Source organism: Pedobacter sp. AC379 (assembly GCF_979258145.1).
In genome coordinates, this window is sequence record NZ_OZ409839.1 from 4,709,344 (window position 1) to 4,725,088 (window position 15,745).

General features: G+C 38.9%; 12 protein-coding genes and 1 tRNA gene. 8 read left to right on the forward strand and 5 right to left on the reverse strand.

The features are described from left to right. Positions 1–19: 19 nt before the first annotated feature. The gene (locus ACZZZW_RS20535; protein WP_055906049.1) at positions 20–634 is read right to left on the reverse strand and encodes an HAD hydrolase-like protein; all 615 of its coding nucleotides are present in this window, start codon (positions 632–634) and stop codon (positions 20–22) included. An 8-nt stretch (positions 635–642) separates the two neighbouring features. Beyond that, positions 643–2,019: a magnesium transporter gene (gene mgtE, locus ACZZZW_RS20540; protein WP_055906054.1), complete on the reverse strand. Its 1,377-nt coding sequence runs from the start codon at positions 2,017–2,019 to the stop codon at positions 643–645. Between the two features lie 292 nt (positions 2,020–2,311). Between mgtE and ACZZZW_RS20545 the strand changes: the two genes are divergently transcribed. After that, positions 2,312–2,383: transfer RNA gene (locus ACZZZW_RS20545), tRNA-Arg, on the forward strand. Between the two features lie 108 nt (positions 2,384–2,491). Here the strand turns inward: ACZZZW_RS20545 and ACZZZW_RS20550 are convergent. Beyond that, the gene (locus ACZZZW_RS20550; RefSeq protein WP_463496227.1) at positions 2,492–3,685 is read right to left on the reverse strand and encodes a winged helix-turn-helix domain-containing protein; all 1,194 of its coding nucleotides are present in this window, start codon (positions 3,683–3,685) and stop codon (positions 2,492–2,494) included. Positions 3,686–3,785: 100 nt separating this feature from the next. Continuing rightward, complete coding sequence (locus ACZZZW_RS20555; RefSeq protein ID WP_463496229.1) at positions 3,786–6,017, reverse strand: tetratricopeptide repeat-containing sensor histidine kinase; 2,232 nt, start codon at positions 6,015–6,017, stop codon at positions 3,786–3,788. 336 nt (positions 6,018–6,353) lie between these two features. Here ACZZZW_RS20555 and ACZZZW_RS20560 point away from each other — a divergent pair, with 336 nt between their 5' ends. From ACZZZW_RS20560 to ACZZZW_RS20590, 7 genes are all read left to right on the forward strand, one after another. Then, on the forward strand, positions 6,354–7,103 hold the full coding sequence (locus ACZZZW_RS20560) for a hypothetical protein (protein WP_463496231.1): 750 nt from the start codon (positions 6,354–6,356) through the stop codon (positions 7,101–7,103). 256 nt (positions 7,104–7,359) lie between these two features. Continuing rightward, positions 7,360–8,106 carry a hypothetical protein gene (locus tag ACZZZW_RS20565; protein ID WP_463496233.1) on the forward strand — a complete coding sequence of 249 codons (747 nt, stop codon included), beginning with the start codon at positions 7,360–7,362 and terminating at the stop codon, positions 8,104–8,106. 27 nt (positions 8,107–8,133) lie between these two features. Beyond that, on the forward strand, positions 8,134–8,607 hold the full coding sequence (locus ACZZZW_RS20570; RefSeq protein WP_463496234.1) for a hypothetical protein: 474 nt from the start codon (positions 8,134–8,136) through the stop codon (positions 8,605–8,607). A gap of 8 nt (positions 8,608–8,615) precedes the next feature. Next, on the forward strand, positions 8,616–9,557 hold the full coding sequence (locus ACZZZW_RS20575; protein ID WP_463496236.1) for an NHL repeat-containing protein: 942 nt from the start codon (positions 8,616–8,618) through the stop codon (positions 9,555–9,557). Positions 9,558–9,569: 12 nt separating this feature from the next. Beyond that, complete coding sequence (locus ACZZZW_RS20580; RefSeq protein WP_463496238.1) at positions 9,570–10,151, forward strand: hypothetical protein; 582 nt, start codon at positions 9,570–9,572, stop codon at positions 10,149–10,151. A 9-nt stretch (positions 10,152–10,160) separates the two neighbouring features. Beyond that, complete coding sequence (locus ACZZZW_RS20585) at positions 10,161–10,652, forward strand: hypothetical protein (RefSeq protein WP_055906077.1); 492 nt, start codon at positions 10,161–10,163, stop codon at positions 10,650–10,652. A gap of 218 nt (positions 10,653–10,870) precedes the next feature. Then, a complete protein-coding gene (locus ACZZZW_RS20590) occupies positions 10,871–11,590 on the forward strand; it encodes a LytR/AlgR family response regulator transcription factor (protein ID WP_055906081.1) in 720 nt (239 codons plus the stop codon). Between the two features lie 7 nt (positions 11,591–11,597). On the opposite strand, the gene ACZZZW_RS20595 is transcribed toward ACZZZW_RS20590, so the two are convergent. Beyond that, the gene (locus ACZZZW_RS20595) at positions 11,598–15,713 is read right to left on the reverse strand and encodes a hybrid sensor histidine kinase/response regulator transcription factor (protein WP_463496240.1); all 4,116 of its coding nucleotides are present in this window, start codon (positions 15,711–15,713) and stop codon (positions 11,598–11,600) included. Positions 15,714–15,745 lie beyond the last annotated feature (32 nt).

Consider the following 15,745-nt stretch of genomic DNA (forward strand, 5'->3'; position numbering starts at 1 on the left):
TAGTCCATAAAGATCCAAATTAAATCTCTAGGCCATAAGCAGCCAATTGTGCTTTCGTATCTTCATAAGTGCTGTGGTGGATGCCTTTTAACCCTAAACCCTCGGCAACTTGTACAAAAAGCATTCTATCATCTATATATAAACTGGTTGCTACATCACTTTGTGAAATATCAATGGCTACCTTAAAAATATCAGCATCGGGTTTACGAAAATGTACAAAGCTTGATGATACAAAGAAATCGACAAATTCGTTCAGTTTAAATGTATTGATGCGGTATTGATTTAGCTCCCTTCCTTCGTTGCTGATTACGGCTACTTTTAAATTGTATTTCTTTTTTAAGTCGCAGATTAATTGAATCATTTCTGGATAAGGAAGTGATTTTTTAAACATAAACTCCTTAAAATCATCGTAACTGAAACTCCGTTCTTCAAAGAAAACAATTCGCTCAAGATATTCATCGAGCGTTAATTTACCCACTTCATAGGTATCAAACGTTAGGTGATGACGCTCTTCAAGATCTACAGAATCGAGGTTAAATAGCACTGAAGCCTCGCCCCTGGCGTGCCTGTCCCAACCGTTTGTTAACAATACACCGCCTATATCGGTAAAAAGTGTGGTAATTTTCTTTTGCATGGTTTAAATTAAAGTAAAACGCCTTTCAAAATTAATACGGCAACACTAAAGTAAATCACAATGCCGGTTACATCCACCATGGTTGCTACAAAAGGTGCGGATGAAGTGGCTGGATCTAGTTTTAGTTTTTTTAAAATGATGGGCATCATAGAGCCTATTAAACTGCCCCACAATACGATACCTACGAGTGTAAAAAATATGGTTACCGCAATTAGAAAAAAGTGTGGCCCATAATTATAAAGATGCAATTCCTGCCAGGTTACAATTCGTATAAAACCAATTGTACCCAAAATAATGCCTAATAATGCTCCTGAAACAAGCTCGCGTCGCATTACACGCCACCATTCTGCTATGGTTACCTCGCCCAAAGCCATGGCCTGAATTATCAAGGTTGAAGCTTGCGAGCCACTGTTGCCCCCACTACTCATAATTAGAGGGATAAAAAGTGACAGCACCACAGCTTTTTCAAGTTCTATTTCGAAATGTTGCATGGCGGTTGCAGTTAACATTTCGCCGAGGAAAAGCACAATTAACCAGCCCGCACGCTTTTTAACTAGCTTTAAAATCGGGATATCGAGGTAAGGTTCATCTAAAGCCTCCGTACCCCCTATTTTGTGCATATCTTCGGTATATTCTTCATTTGCAATCCAAAGAATATCATCAACGGTTACAATACCCAACAAAATGTTGCTTTCATCTACCACCGGTAAAGCAACACGGTTATTCATCCTGAATATATTAATGGCATCCTCCTGTGGATCATTTGCCTTTAATGCAATAAATCGTTTATCGGTTAATTCGCCGATAATGGCTTCAGGATCAGCCAATAAAACTTCACGGATCCTGATATCATCCAACAATACCCCTTCTTTATCAATCACATAAACCACATCGATGGTTTCAGAATTTTTTCCGTAACGCCTGATGTGTGCCAAAACCCTTGTTATAGACCATTCGGGTTTTACAGCAATGTAATCGGGGGTCATTAACCGGCCGATACTATCTTCTTTATATCCTAAAAGCGCGAGTGATTCTTTACGTTCTTCAGGGGGTAAAAGGGTGATCATTTTTTTTACCACATCCCCTTTTAACTCACTAAAAAGTGCCGTACGATCATCTGGTGGCAAATCTTTAATGATCTGATTGAGTTTGTTGCCAGAAAGTTTTTTAATGATACGCTCCTGAGTTGGAAAATCAAGAATACGAAAAACATTTACGGCCCTGTTTAGGGATAAGGTTTCGATAAATCTAGCTGCATGCTGTGGAAGCTCATCAATCAGTTCTTCAACATCCGAAATATTCAGTTGATCGAGATATTGCTTTAAAGCTTTATCATTTTCTTTTTCAAGCAGTTCCTGAATCTCTTCCACAACCAATTCTTCCATAAACAACTATTTAATTTATTACATGCCTAAACCTCAATTAACGGTTCGCAAAAGTGCATTTTTATTTCTTAAAAGCCAACTGTGCCCGCTTTAAAATTCGGCTAAAAAGCTTTTAAATTCGAAATAAAAGGCAATAACTGCTCCAATTTGTTGCATTACTTTATGATTTAACCATTTTTTAATATAAAAGATACTTACATAGTTGACAGTTGATATAGAAATGAATTAACAGACTAAAAATAGCAGTGATTTTTTAATGAAATGATTTTGATTTTTCTATATTTGCAGCCTTGCTCCCGTAGTTCAATGGATAGAATTATGGTTTCCGGTACCATCGATATGAGTTCGAATCTCGTCGGGAGCACCTCACGAGACAAATCAGTTTTTAAGCTGTTTGTCTCGTTTTTTATTTTACCGCTTTTGTTTCAGAGCTAATCTGCTTTATTGTTTATGTAATCAAATTAAGCTATTGCTAATCTGAAAAAGCATCGGTAATTAAATTCAAATAGGAAGGTTTATTAGATCGTTTAAATACAATGTTGTGGCATTGGTTAAATTGTGTAAAAGCCTTTAAAGCCTCTATAAATTTCTCAATAACTGTTGTGTTAATATCAATCTCTTCAAAATGAAGGTTATGTACAATCATAAGCTTTTGCTTCCGGTCTGCTTTGGCATCCATCCTGGCAATAAAGGTGTCGCCAGCCAGTACGGGTAATGAAAAATAGCCATACTGACGTTTAGCGGCGGGCACAAAACATTCGATCTGGTAATCAAAAGCAAAGAAATCTTTTAAACGATGGCGAAAAATATTCAGGATATCGAATGGGGAAAGGATAAATACGTGATCTGATATTTCAATATCAATATCTTGTCTGCCAAGGATATACAGCGGGCCTTTAACTCCCTCTACATTAACTAATTCTACTAAACCTTCCTCTACCATTTGTAGAAGTTCAGTTTTAATCATATTTCCCTTTACCCTTCTGGCGCGCCAAGCCATTTCTTTAACTGAACAAATTCCGAGTGCTGCCAAAGTCCTTTTAATTATATACCTGGCATATTCTTGGGCTGAGGGCATGTTAAGGTTGGTTTCTTGTGGAACCAGGTTAAGGGCCAGATCGTAAAATTTATGAAATTTCCTGTCTCGGCTAATCATCAATTCCCCTTTAAAATAAAGTCTTTCCAGTGCAACTTTTGCAGGTCGCCAATCCCACCAACCGTTACTGGCTGCTATCCTATCGTTTTCAAAATCACCTACCTTTAAAGCACCTTCTCTTTCTACCCGATCCATAATCTGTTGCATCAGATTTTGCTCTTGTCTGCTCATTTCTTGATATCTCTGGCCAAAGGCTTGTTTTACAGGAAGCGAAAAACGAAAATCATGCATGGGAAGGTAACCTGATTCGGAAGTAAAATATTCAAAAACGCGCCCTTCTTCGCAAAGTTCGGTAAGCCAAATTATTTCATAATCAGGTACGCGGGCAAAAATTGCATGGTGATGTGCACGCTCTACCACATAATTGGTATCTACCTGTACAAAACCGAGGTGATTGATAAATTTAAAAACGGCTTCAATCCCGAAACCAAACTGGGCATAGCGGGCTAGACCAGCAGCATTAAGGATAATTTTCCGGGCTTGTAACTTGGTAAGATGAAGAGGTTCCATTAAACGAATTTAAATAATTTTTCCCCTCCTAATGAAGAAAAACTTAAGTCGATTTACTACAAACACAATTTGAAGGTATAACCAAAGCAAGGGAGTTGCGTTATTCTACCTTGATAATCGGCAAACAAATGATGGCGATTGTACCGCGATCGTTTTCTCCCACGCGGATATTAAAATTCGCCTTAAAACCATTGTTTTGTTTGTTAATCATCTCTACCCTTTCCAAAATAGATTTAAGTCCGATTGATTTCTCTTTAATGCCTTTCGGAAGCAGCGGTTTGGTATTTTTTTGATAACCCACTCCGTTATCTTCAACGCTGATGCAAATATGGTCTGCCTTAATATCTAACGCAACAGCTAAATGTGCATCAGTTTGGGGCGATTCGATTAACCCGTGTAAAATTGCGTTTTCTATTAATGGTTGTATCAGCATGGGCGGCAGTAAAAATTCTTTAAGCTCCAAAGTATCGTCTACCTTAAAAGTATAACTGAAGGCGTTATCGTAACGCATGGCCTCTAATTCGGTATAAAGTTTAATGGCTTTCCATTCCCTATCTGCAGTAACCATACTTTTGGTTGAATTTTCCAGTATTAATCGACTTAAAGCCGCAAACTTTTGAATCAATCGTGAGGCCACTTTTTTATCGTTATCCATAATGTACGATTCTATAGAATTTAATACATTGAAGATAAAATGTGGGTTCATTTGAGATCTTATGGCTTTTAATTCGCTTTCAGACAATTGATTTTGATAACTTAATTCGCTATTGAGCTGAGCGGATTGCTGCTGTTCCAAAGTATTTTTAAACCGAAGCTGCCTGATCCGGTATTTGTTGTACAGAAAGAGTAAAACAGAGCTTAATACCAATACAATTAATATTGCATAAAGCCAAAGTTGTTTAAGTTCGAGTTTATCCAGTTTCTGTTGTTGAGAAAGTTGTTTTACCTTAACCGATTGCAGTTTTCCGCTATTTATAGAGATCAGCAATAGTTTTTGCTTCTCTTCCTTTTGTAATTTTTCATTTTGTAGTTGTACCTGCTGCAAGCTCCTTAAACGCAAACTCGCATTAAGTTGCTCTGCATTTAAGGCCAGCTGCAACCGTTGCTGTTTCATCTGCTCATCAGCAAGTGATTGTTGTTGCTGATAAGTGGCTTCTTTTTTACCAAACTCGTACTGTATCCCGAGCCTGGCTATTTCATCTCTCTTTTTACTGTTATCAACGCTATCTTTAAACATTGCGTAGTTTCTATAGTAAAAAAGCGCACTATCGGGTAATTTAAGTTTCTCGTATAATTTACTTAAACCTTCACTTGCATCTCTTTGTATCTCGGGGATTTTTAAGTCTTGCCCTATCTTCAATGCCCCCAATCCGTACAGCTTTGCCTGTGCCAGGTCGCCTTTTTTTTCGTACCCTGCGGCTGCATTCTGCATGTTATAACCCATGCTTTTGGTATTGCCCAATACCTTATTTAAGGCAATTGCTTTAAGACTGTAGTTTAAACTCAGATCATACTGCCCCATCTGACTGTAATAAGATGCCATATTTCCTGTTTCACGGGCAAAACTTACTTTATCACCTAATGAATCGGCTAATTTTGCAGATTTTGCAGCATAGAAAATTGCTTTTTGATAGTTTTTTTGGCGGTTATATACATTTCCTATATTACCGAGAGAGGGTATAATCCCCATATTGTTTTTCAATTTTTCATGTAAGGAAATTGCTTTCTCGAAATGTTCGATTGCCTTCGCATAATCTCCGATTTCGATATAAACCAACCCGATGTTACCATAAATAGCGGCTTCGTCGCGTTTTCTATCTTTATAACTGATAGGGTCGCTTTCAGGAATCTGTTCAAGAATTTTAGTAGCCTGTTGATAATAATTCAATGCCTGCGGAAAATTGGATTGGTAGATATGGATGGTAGCCAAGTTAGAAAGATCACCAGCTATTCCATAGGAATTTCCCATGGCCTTATCAATAAACAATGCCTTGTTTAAAGCATTTATCGCCTCAGGGAAACGAGCAAGAATATTAAGTATAGCACCTTTTACCCTATAGCTACCTGCTACAATACGTTTTTCCTTGATGTTATTCTCGATAGAAAGAGCCTGATCAATGTAAACTAAACTTTTTTGGGGATTGGAGCTGATGAAACTTGCGGCAAGAAAAAATAAGTCTCTTGCTTTTTGATCATTATTGGAAGGATTAGCGCGTACGGCTTTTTCGAGGGAATCCACTTTAGTTTGCTGGGCATAAACCATTGTTCCACCTTTGCTAATCACAATCAGGATAAGCACAATGATCCATAAAAAGCGGAAAACAACTTTCATTTTTTAAATTATTAAACTGTTAACGAAGCAATTACCCAAATTAACAGAAAATTAATTGGATAGTTATCCCTCTTCCCTAAATGAAACCAGGCATCCACTCATTGAAACAACAGTTTGGTGGATCGTATTATTCTTTTTAGGTCTTTTCTATTGATGTTTTCTACAGATTTGTTTGGTTTATACGGCTTTTTTGGCTTCCCCCCTTCACTCACCCTACCCACCTCTTCACTCATCTATCCCGCTCCTTCAATCATTATGAAAAAATAGCATCTCCAGCAGCGCTAAACTTGTATCAGCAAAAGGAAATAGAATATACATCAACCTAAAAATACAAGCATGAAAAAATTAACCATCGCGATTGCCTATTGCATTCTACTCGCCATCGCCTGCAAAAAAAACAATGATGAAACTCAGGAAGTAATTAAAGGCGACCTGAAAGAAACGATTGAAACTGTAAACGGAATTACCTATAAAATTTTCACAGGAAAAGATGCCACTACTTTTAAAGGCATTTTGGTTATGGGCAGTGGTAATGATGAAAACAACCCTACCGAAGGCAGTTTGGATGGCGCCGCAGAAACAGCCATCTGTGAAAAAGCAGCTACAAATGGATATGCCGCAGCCATTGTTAAATACCGTAAAACACCCGGCAACGCAAATGCTGATGCATGGAATACCAGCGCAAAAATGATTGGCGAAGATTACGATAAATGTATTGTAGCCATAGCCGGCAAGTATAATATTGCCAAAACAAAAGCTGTGGTTGGTGGCTATTCATTCGCTTCGTACATGCTGTTCAGCGATATTTCTGTAAACAATACGCTTAGTTATTGTAAAGGCGTACTGGCTGCCTGTGGCGGAAGCGGTGCCTGGAATGCACAAAATTTCAAGATTCCAATTTTCGCCATCAATTGCAGCGGCAATAATGAAGGAGAATATTATGGGAAAAGCCTTTACGATCAGATCCCTGCCAATTCACCAATTAAAGCAAAAAGTGAAGGCATAACGGATAATGGTTGCAGCACACATTGTGGTGGCGACTGGACGGATAAAATGTACAATAAATTGACCGTTTGGTTAAATTAATATGAGCTGATCAATTCAGTGACACATTATAGCATTCATGCAACAATCAAATCACATGTTATCAAAAACCAAATTTACCACATAGCCGCAGTCTTATTTAGATTTTTTAGTGACTGTAAAAAGAAAAGATCACAAAAGATGAAATAAAGCTGCTGTGGATATTAAGGAGTATTTTATTTCAGGTACTTCCTTGCCCAAAAATTAATAGTAAACCACGCTTAAAAAACCAATTAATCAATCCTAAAATTTAAAAACCATGAAAACATTAAAAATTATGCTAAGTGTCTTGATGCTAATGGCGATTTTCACCGCCTGTAAAAAAGACAAGAACGATCCAAACGATCCGAATAACCCTGAAAATGCACAAAAGGTAAGCAAAACAGATCTTTTGCCTTATTACATCGTTGCAGAACGTAAAACCGGAGATCAGAAACTGGCCATTATGACCTTTACTCAGGATGGTGATGGTGTAAAAGGGAATCTCCACCGCCAGGGCTATTTAAGGAGTGCAGCTGTTGATGTAGTTAACAATACGCTTACTTTCGACGTAGACGGCACCGGAACTTTTGTTTACAGCTTTGTTCTGGAAAAAAATGCATCAGGGCAGGTAACGCTGAAATCCTATCAATACACCGATAAAGGTAATGCAGCTCAAGGATTTGAATATGCTGTTTTGGCAAATACCTCAAATTCACAAAATTTTGAAAACGCTGATTTTAAATCCGGAAGCCTACTATTTAGATTCACAGGTAATAAAACAATTGACTGGGACATTAAAGAGCGCCAGATTGGCACCAAATATTATCCACCTCCAATTAACCAAACTTTACCGATAACGGCTGTAGCTCCAGAGGTATCAATACCTTATTATACATTAACAAACGGAAGTTTTAAGGCCAACAATGATTTTATTGGTGCCGTGGTTCCAAGTTGGAAAAATACAAACACCTCTACTCTCGTGATAGAGCGCAATAACATTATCTATCAGGCCAGTAAACAATAATTCATCAACCTTAAAAGACATAAAGAAATGAAAAACTTTAAAAACATCGTGAAAACGCTTATCGTATTGAGTGTTTTCTTCACGCTTGCATCGTGCAAAAAAGACAAGGAAGATCCGGCAGGAACAGATTCGGTATCCGGCAAGTTCGAGTACCAAAATAACAGCAACAACATTAACTCCGGAGATTACAGGGCAGGAAATGGCGACGGTGCATGGCTGTATTTCCTCACACCAGAATTTAATGGCGTACAGATCCGTTTTAAAAGCCTCGGTAATTATGTGATTCCAACCGGCTCATTCACCTATAAAAATGGTGCCCCATACAATAGTGCAACAAATTTTGCAGGGGGTTCGGTAACAATAAACAATGTAACTGATGAGGTTAATGGCGGCACGGTAGTGATTAGCAAAGATGGCGACAGCCACACCATAACCTTTAACCTTACCACCACCAAAGGCCCTTTAAAAGGAAGCTACACAGGTATATTGAAAAAAATATAATTCAATAGATGATGAAAACCATAAAAAAAATAGCTCTGCTTTTGTTCCTGTTGTTGGCAACAGGAGCAGTTATTTCCTGCAAAAAAAAGGATAATACTGAACCAACCGACAGTTGCGGCATACCAGAATTTCAATCCACAACCGTTGTTGATGTATCAAACCCATGCGGCCTTGCCGTATCAAAAAGTGGTAAAGTTGCGGTAACAGAGTATAAGCAACCTTACGGCGCTATTGGAACTACAAAAATCTGGAACAGTTATAGTGATTTACTTGCAAAAAAAGCACCTGTACAAACGCTTCAAAGTGTGGGTGCTGAAGCCATAGCTTTCGATAATGAAGAAAACCTGTACATTACTGAAACCGAACAAAACGCCCGGATTGTAATTTATAGAATGAAAACAATTAATGGGATAAGCAGCTATCAATATTGGAGGATCATCCAGGAAGGATTTATAAACCCACGGGGAATTGCTTTCGACAGTAAAAACCGCCTGTACCTTGCTGATGATGGTAAAGATAGGTTGCTCCGTTTTGATGATCCTTTGAACAACAGTAATTTAAGTGTGGTGGCGGCTGTATTTGGGAGTCCGAAAGGATTGGCTATTGCTAACGATACCTTGTACATAACAGGTTACAGCACCGATCGCCTTTACAAATATAGCTTAACAGCATCTGGTGGCCTTGGCAAGGGGATAATTGTAAGTTTACCAAAACTGGTTGATGTTGCTGCTTACGGAAACATTGTTGCGGTTGCCTCGCCCGGTAATAAGCGGATTACTTTGTTAAATAGCAACCAGATCCAAACTACTGAAAGCAATTATACCGGCTGTACTAAAACACTAACAGGCACTGGAGATATTTACGGCTTAGCTTTTGTGAAAACGCCAGCAGGCTACGGAATTCTTGCTTCGCACTATAACCAGAACAAAATAATATTCTACCAACCCTAACCCTACATCAATATGAAAAAGATTTTAACCATTATACTATGTGCTGTTGCCATAAACATGAGCGCACAAACAAGAAAAACACCTGCAAAAAAACCCGCAACAAAAACGGTTACTAAATCTCCTTTAAAACCAGCCCCGGTAACCAAACCAAGTACCAAAGCGAGCAGTTACAGTACTGCTGAAAATTACAATACCGCAATTGGTATAAAGTTTTTATACGGCATATCGCTCACTGCAAAACATTTTTTAAAAGAAAAACATGCTTTAGAAGGCATCTTTACCTACAGGGGTTTTAATGGCCTTGGCACCCAAATTGGTTTGAGCGTAGCTTACGAATACCATTTGCCTATTAACGGCGTGCAAAACTTAAAATGGTATGTTGGTGGCGGCGGCCATTTCGAATATTTTTCTTTTGATAACGATCTGGTTGATCCTACCACCACGATCGGAGCCTTGGGTGTTTTAGGACTCGAATACAAATTTAAAGGCCTCCCTATAGCCATCAGTGCCGATTGGCAACCTGTATTTACTTTTAACAGTGGTGGTGGTTTTAGTGCAGAAAATGGTGGTATCGGGGTGAAATACACTTTTTAATATTTAGCCATGAAAAAAATCATCATCGTTGCCTTTCTAGGTTTAATATGCCTGGGCGGTAAAGCACAAATACAATCGCAGGTACCTATTAAAATACAAATTGCAACCAGCCGAAGCGATACAGAAAAAATTAAGATCCCCTTTCCCCAGCCCGCCACCTTGCATGATGATGGCGGCTGGGAAAAAGGACCCAGTAACTGGCAAACCTCGTCAAAATTTCCGGTAAGCTATCGAAGTGGATTGTTGTTTTTAGATCGTAAAAAGAATGGTCTAATTAAATATTTTATGGTAGAAATCCGTTTTAATAAAGCAGGTGCAATAGATTTAACCGCTAACAGTACGGCTACAAGCAAAAGTGGCAAAAACACCTGGAAAACCGTATTTGGAAAAGATAATGAGGTTTTAAAACAGACCATTATCTGTACAGAGAGCGATTTTGGAACGGAAATGTATTTATACCTTAAAAATTATAGACCATATAGGCGAACTCAGGTTAATTAAGCACGAATAAACGCCATACCTTAGGATGGATAATCATAATCGGGAAATAAATTCAGGACTGCGACCTTCTAAATAAATGTGTAAATACAATTTACAAAGCAATTTTATACCTGCTCAAAACATCAATATACCTCTCAGCTTATGGATGTAGAAAAACGCTCCATAAGTTTGGCTAAGCGGATTTAAAAACCGAATTTTATCATTAACCACATTTACCTATGTTAAAGGCAGTTATATTAGACGATGAAACCCGAGGAAGTAAATTACTTTCGCAAAAACTTCAATCTTTCGAAGATGAACTTCAGGTTGTGGGTATTTTTAACGAGCCAGCCAAGGCATTGAGTGCAATTATTGCGCTTGATCCTGATGTGCTGTTTCTTGATGTGGAAATGCCGGGAATAAATGGCTTTCAATTTCTTGAACGTTTGGGTAGCTTTAGCTTTGAAGTAATTTTTACTACAGCTTACGATAGTTATACGCTTGAGGCACTCCGCTTAAGTGCGGTAGATTACCTGATGAAACCTGTTGATGAAGACGACTTAAAAACAGCAATTACGCGCTTACGCAAACGGGTAGCAGGCAAAGTGAAACAGCGGAGCCAGAAATCAGAAGTTTTAAACGCACGATTGGCTTTACCCACTGCCGAAGGGATTTATATTATTGATAAAACCACCATTATCAGGGTGGAGGCCATGAGCAATTATAGTGTTTTCCTGCTCAGTGATCATAAAAAAATCATCGTTTCCAAAACCTTAAAAGAATATGAGGCGCAGTTGAACGATGATTTTTTTATGCGGATTAACCGCTCGGTAATTGTTAACCTGAGCTATGTAGTAAAATACCGCAAGGGCGATGGCGGCACACTGGAGCTTAGTGATGGTGCAGAAGTAGAGGTTTCGCCACAACGTAAAGAAACATTAATGCAGAGGCTGTTCTAACGGGTTACTACTTCATTTCATCTATTCTGCTTAAATATTCGCTTGGCATACAGCCATAATATTGCTTAAATGCGGTAGAAAAATAAGAAGGAGAATTAAATCCGCACATATAGGTAATTTGTGCAATGGTATACCGCTTGCTCTGCATCAGTTCTACGGCTTTGGTAAACCGGATTCTTTTAATAAAATCTGTTGCCGATTCGCCTGTTATCGCTTTAAATTTGAGATAAAGGTTTGATCGGCTCATGCCAATTTCTCTGCTAAATTTATCTACTGAGAATTCAGAATCGGCCAGATATTCTTCTACGATGGCAATGGCATGCTTTAAAAACTCTTCGTCGAGCGTATTAAAAGCAATATTTTCGGGTACCATTTCTTTACCGGCCGAATAGTATTCTTTTAAACGTTTACGCGAGCGCAGCAGATTGGCCACTTTAGCGGCCAGTAAACTGGTAGAAAAAGGTTTGGTTACATAGTCATCAGCCCCCATTTCGAGGCCCTTTATTTGCTGACTGGTTTCGTTTCTGGCCGTAAGCAGCATTACCGGGATATGTGAGGTATTGATATTCTGTTTTACACGTTTACAAAAATGCAGTCCGTCCAGTTCGGGCATCATCACATCACTGATAATGAGATCATATTGTTGTAGCTCGAGCATATCTAAGGCCATTTGCCCGTTAACAGCTACTGCCACCTGGTAGGTTTTGCTAAAATATTCCTGAAGGTAGGATAAGATTTCTTCGTTATCATCCACAATCAAAAGTTTAGTGGCCAATGTATTTCCATCCAGTTCATCCGATAATGGTTCCGGATCTACCCAGGTTGTTGTATGATCTGGTTGATTTTCTATTAAGGCTGTATTGTCTGGAACAATTGATAACTCGTACATTTTATGCGCATTGCCTAAATGGTTGCGGTAAATTTCATCCGAAGTGGGTATGGTAACGGTAAACACACTGCCCTGCCCTTTTGCACTTTGCGCAGTAATATTGCCATGGTGCAACTCTACCAATCTTTTGGTAAAGGCTAAACCTACGCCTGAGCCGAGGTTCATTTCGCGGTTATTTACCTGGTAAAAGCGATCGAATACTTTTGATAAATCCTGTGCACCGATACCTACACCTGTATCTGCTACTTTGATTAGCACGGTATCATGCTCCTTAATCAATTCAATGCTTACCTTATGGCTTGCTTCTGTATATTTAAAAGCGTTTGATAATAGGTTGAACAAAATCTTCTCCATGGCATCTTTATCAAAATAAAAGGAGAATTTGGCTTCGGTAGAGTGAAAGGTATAACTGATATTGTTTTTATCAGAAAGGGGCTTGAAAGATTCATACACTTCGTGCACAAAACTTACAATATCGCTTTTATCTACCTTAAGCTGCCGGGTTCCCATTTCTGTTTTCCTGAATTCGAAAAGCTGATCTACCAGATTGTAAAGCCTTTTTGCATTGATCAGCATCAGGTCGTATTTCTTTTTCACAATTTTATCAACCTGGGGCAACCTTAAAAGCTCTTCGAGTGGTGCCAGTATCAAGGTTAAAGGTGTTCGAAGTTCGTGTGATACATTGGTAAAAAAATCCATCTTCACCTGATTGATATCCCTAACCCGTTCTTTTTCAATCCGCTCTAGCTTTAACTGTTGCAGGGCCTTAATGCGTTCGGCTATAATTTTGTAACCCAGGTATGATGCCGCAGCCAGCACAACAAAAAGCAGCATATAAAACCAAAATGTTCGGTACCAGGGGGGCAACATGGATATTTTTAACTCCCGAACCGGGCTAACCTCGCCATTTGGTCCTACTGCTTTAATAATAAATGTATAGTTACCCGGAGGAAGGTTGTTGTAACTTACCTTAATATCGCTGGTTTTCTGCCAGATGTTATCTATCCCCTCCAGCTTATAATAGTATTGGGTACGGTTTGCCGAAATGTAATTAAAGGTATTAAACAGGATGCTGAACTGTTTAAACTCTGGTCCGAGTTCAAGTTTGCCTGCCTGATCGATGTGCCCTTGAAGAATATCTGTACCATCTCCAGAGGCAACCGTTTTATTAAATATCTCCAAACCGGTAAAGGTGAGTTTTAAACTTAACGGCTGCTGGTTTACCATTGATGGGTAGAAATAAGAGATCCCTTTTATGCCCCCAAAGAGAAGCATCCCATCTTTAGCCTTGTAAAAAGAATATTCGTTAAACTGGTTATTCTGCAGGCCGTCGCTCTCGTCAAAAGTTTGTACCAGGCCTTTATCTGAGTTAAATTTTACCAATCCGCTATTTGTCGAGATCCATAAATTGCCATTATCATCAGGCTGTATGCCATAAATGGTTCCCTTAACAAAATCTTTCCGGGCTTTAAAACTGATGAAGGTTTGCTGTGCTTCGTTGTACAAACTCAATCCTTCGCGGGTACCCATCCAAATGTTGTGTTTTTTATCTTCGGTGATGCAGTTTACAATGTCTTCGCTTTCTTTACCGTTTACAGGGGTACCGAAAAGCATATTATCAGGGTAAAAAAGCGTTACTCCGTTGGTGGTGCCAATCCATATGCGGTGCATACTATCTTCAAAAAGGAAGGTTATATCATCAGAGGTAAGGCGTTTACCTGCTTTATCAAGGTGGATATGGGTAAAAGTTTGCGTTTCGGGATGGAACTGATCTAAACCTGAGCGTGTACCAATCCAAATCCGGCCTTTATAATCTTTCAGGATACTGTACACCAAATCGCCAGCAATGCTATTGGGGTTATTCTCATTGTGGAGGTATCGTTTAACGGCACCTGTACCAGGATTAAGCACATTCAGGCCACCGTTATGTGTGCCGATCAGCACATTGCCCCTACCATCAAATTCAATAGCTTTTACGTTATTCGAACTTAAGCTGTTTACATTATTTTCCTGGTTGGAAAAGTAACTGATGGTATTGGTATTCCTGTTCCAATAGTTTATCCCTTTATCATTTGTACCAATCCAGAAATTCCCTTTATCATCTTGTTTAATCACCCCGATTACCTCATCGTTTAACGAGGTTTTACCGGTATTCTGACTAAGCAAATTAAATTTAATGTCGTTTTTATGGTAATAATTTACGCCGCCATAATACGTGCCGAGCCACATTGCCTTTTGCTTATCCTGATAAATGCACCGTACAGAATTCTGACTGATGGTATAGGGCTGAGAAATTTGATGGAAATAATTATTAAAACTAAGCTCGGTTAAATTGAGGATAGAAAGGCCTTTAAATGTGCCCAGCCACATATTACCTTCTATATCTTTGCCGATACACCTTACATTATTATCGGCAATGCTGTTTTTTCCTGCCTGATGGTTAAAAAATGTAACTTTTGCGCCCGCTGTTTCGTATTTGATCAATCCATAACCTTCCGTAGCTACCCAATAACTGTCGCCATCAATGTATACATCATTTACCGCTGGTTTATCTACGCCCAGGTTTAGCTTGGTTAAACGATGATTTTGAATGTTAAGTTTAAATAGCCCAACTTCGGTACCAATGAGCATATCCTGATTTGCAATATTGATATACGAAATCTTTTTAATACCATGCTCGAGCGCGTTAAAATTTACCTGCTTAAACTGGCTTGTACCCGCACTTAACTTAAACACACCACCCGAAATAGTAGTGGCCCAAATGTTATGCTGCGCATCTTCGGTGATGGATGATACATACCATTCGCCCAAACTGCGCGGAAGTTTATAATTAACAAACCCATCAGAAGCGTAATTATAACTGCTGATGCCCTGATTGCCTCCCACCCACATGGTGCCTTTATGATCGATAAAAAGGCTGCGTATATAGTGAGAATTGAGACCGTTTTTGTTGCCTTCAACCGGCCGGTATACCCTGAAACCTTTGCTATCGTAACGGTTTAACCCATCTTGGGTGGCCATCCAGATAAAACCAAGACTATCTTGCTTTATGGCAAAAACAGTGCTTTGCGATAGTCCTTTATCAACCGAGATATTGCGGAAATACCGATCCTGAGATTGTGCATTTGCGTTGCTAAATGTGAATAGCAAGCCGATACTGATTACAAGCGCAGTTAGGCAGCGGTAAGTACCGATTGTTATATCCGATATTTTAAAGACTGTTTTTTGAAGCATGTTTTTCAAATTTAATCATTCTAACTGAAACG

Excerpts from the sequence above, each read along its gene's own strand:
- ACZZZW_RS20555 (WP_463496229.1), bottom strand. The coding sequence starts at position 6,017 with ATGAAAGTTGTTTTCCGCTTTTTATGGATCATTGTGCTTATCCTGATT.
- ACZZZW_RS20585 (WP_055906077.1), top strand. The coding sequence starts at position 10,161 with ATGAAAAAAATCATCATCGTTGCCTTTCTAGGTTTAATATGCCTGGGC.
- ACZZZW_RS20560 (WP_463496231.1), top strand. The coding sequence starts at position 6,354 with ATGAAAAAATTAACCATCGCGATTGCCTATTGCATTCTACTCGCCATC.
- ACZZZW_RS20565 (WP_463496233.1), top strand. The coding sequence starts at position 7,360 with ATGAAAACATTAAAAATTATGCTAAGTGTCTTGATGCTAATGGCGATT.
- mgtE (WP_055906054.1), bottom strand. The coding sequence starts at position 2,019 with ATGGAAGAATTGGTTGTGGAAGAGATTCAGGAACTGCTTGAAAAAGAA.
- ACZZZW_RS20590 (WP_055906081.1), top strand. The coding sequence starts at position 10,871 with ATGTTAAAGGCAGTTATATTAGACGATGAAACCCGAGGAAGTAAATTA.
- ACZZZW_RS20595 (WP_463496240.1), bottom strand. The coding sequence starts at position 15,713 with ATGCTTCAAAAAACAGTCTTTAAAATATCGGATATAACAATCGGTACT.
- ACZZZW_RS20570 (WP_463496234.1), top strand. The coding sequence starts at position 8,134 with ATGAAAAACTTTAAAAACATCGTGAAAACGCTTATCGTATTGAGTGTT.
- ACZZZW_RS20575 (WP_463496236.1), top strand. The coding sequence starts at position 8,616 with ATGATGAAAACCATAAAAAAAATAGCTCTGCTTTTGTTCCTGTTGTTG.
- ACZZZW_RS20535 (WP_055906049.1), bottom strand. The coding sequence starts at position 634 with ATGCAAAAGAAAATTACCACACTTTTTACCGATATAGGCGGTGTATTG.
- ACZZZW_RS20580 (WP_463496238.1), top strand. The coding sequence starts at position 9,570 with ATGAAAAAGATTTTAACCATTATACTATGTGCTGTTGCCATAAACATG.
- ACZZZW_RS20550 (WP_463496227.1), bottom strand. The coding sequence starts at position 3,685 with ATGGAACCTCTTCATCTTACCAAGTTACAAGCCCGGAAAATTATCCTT.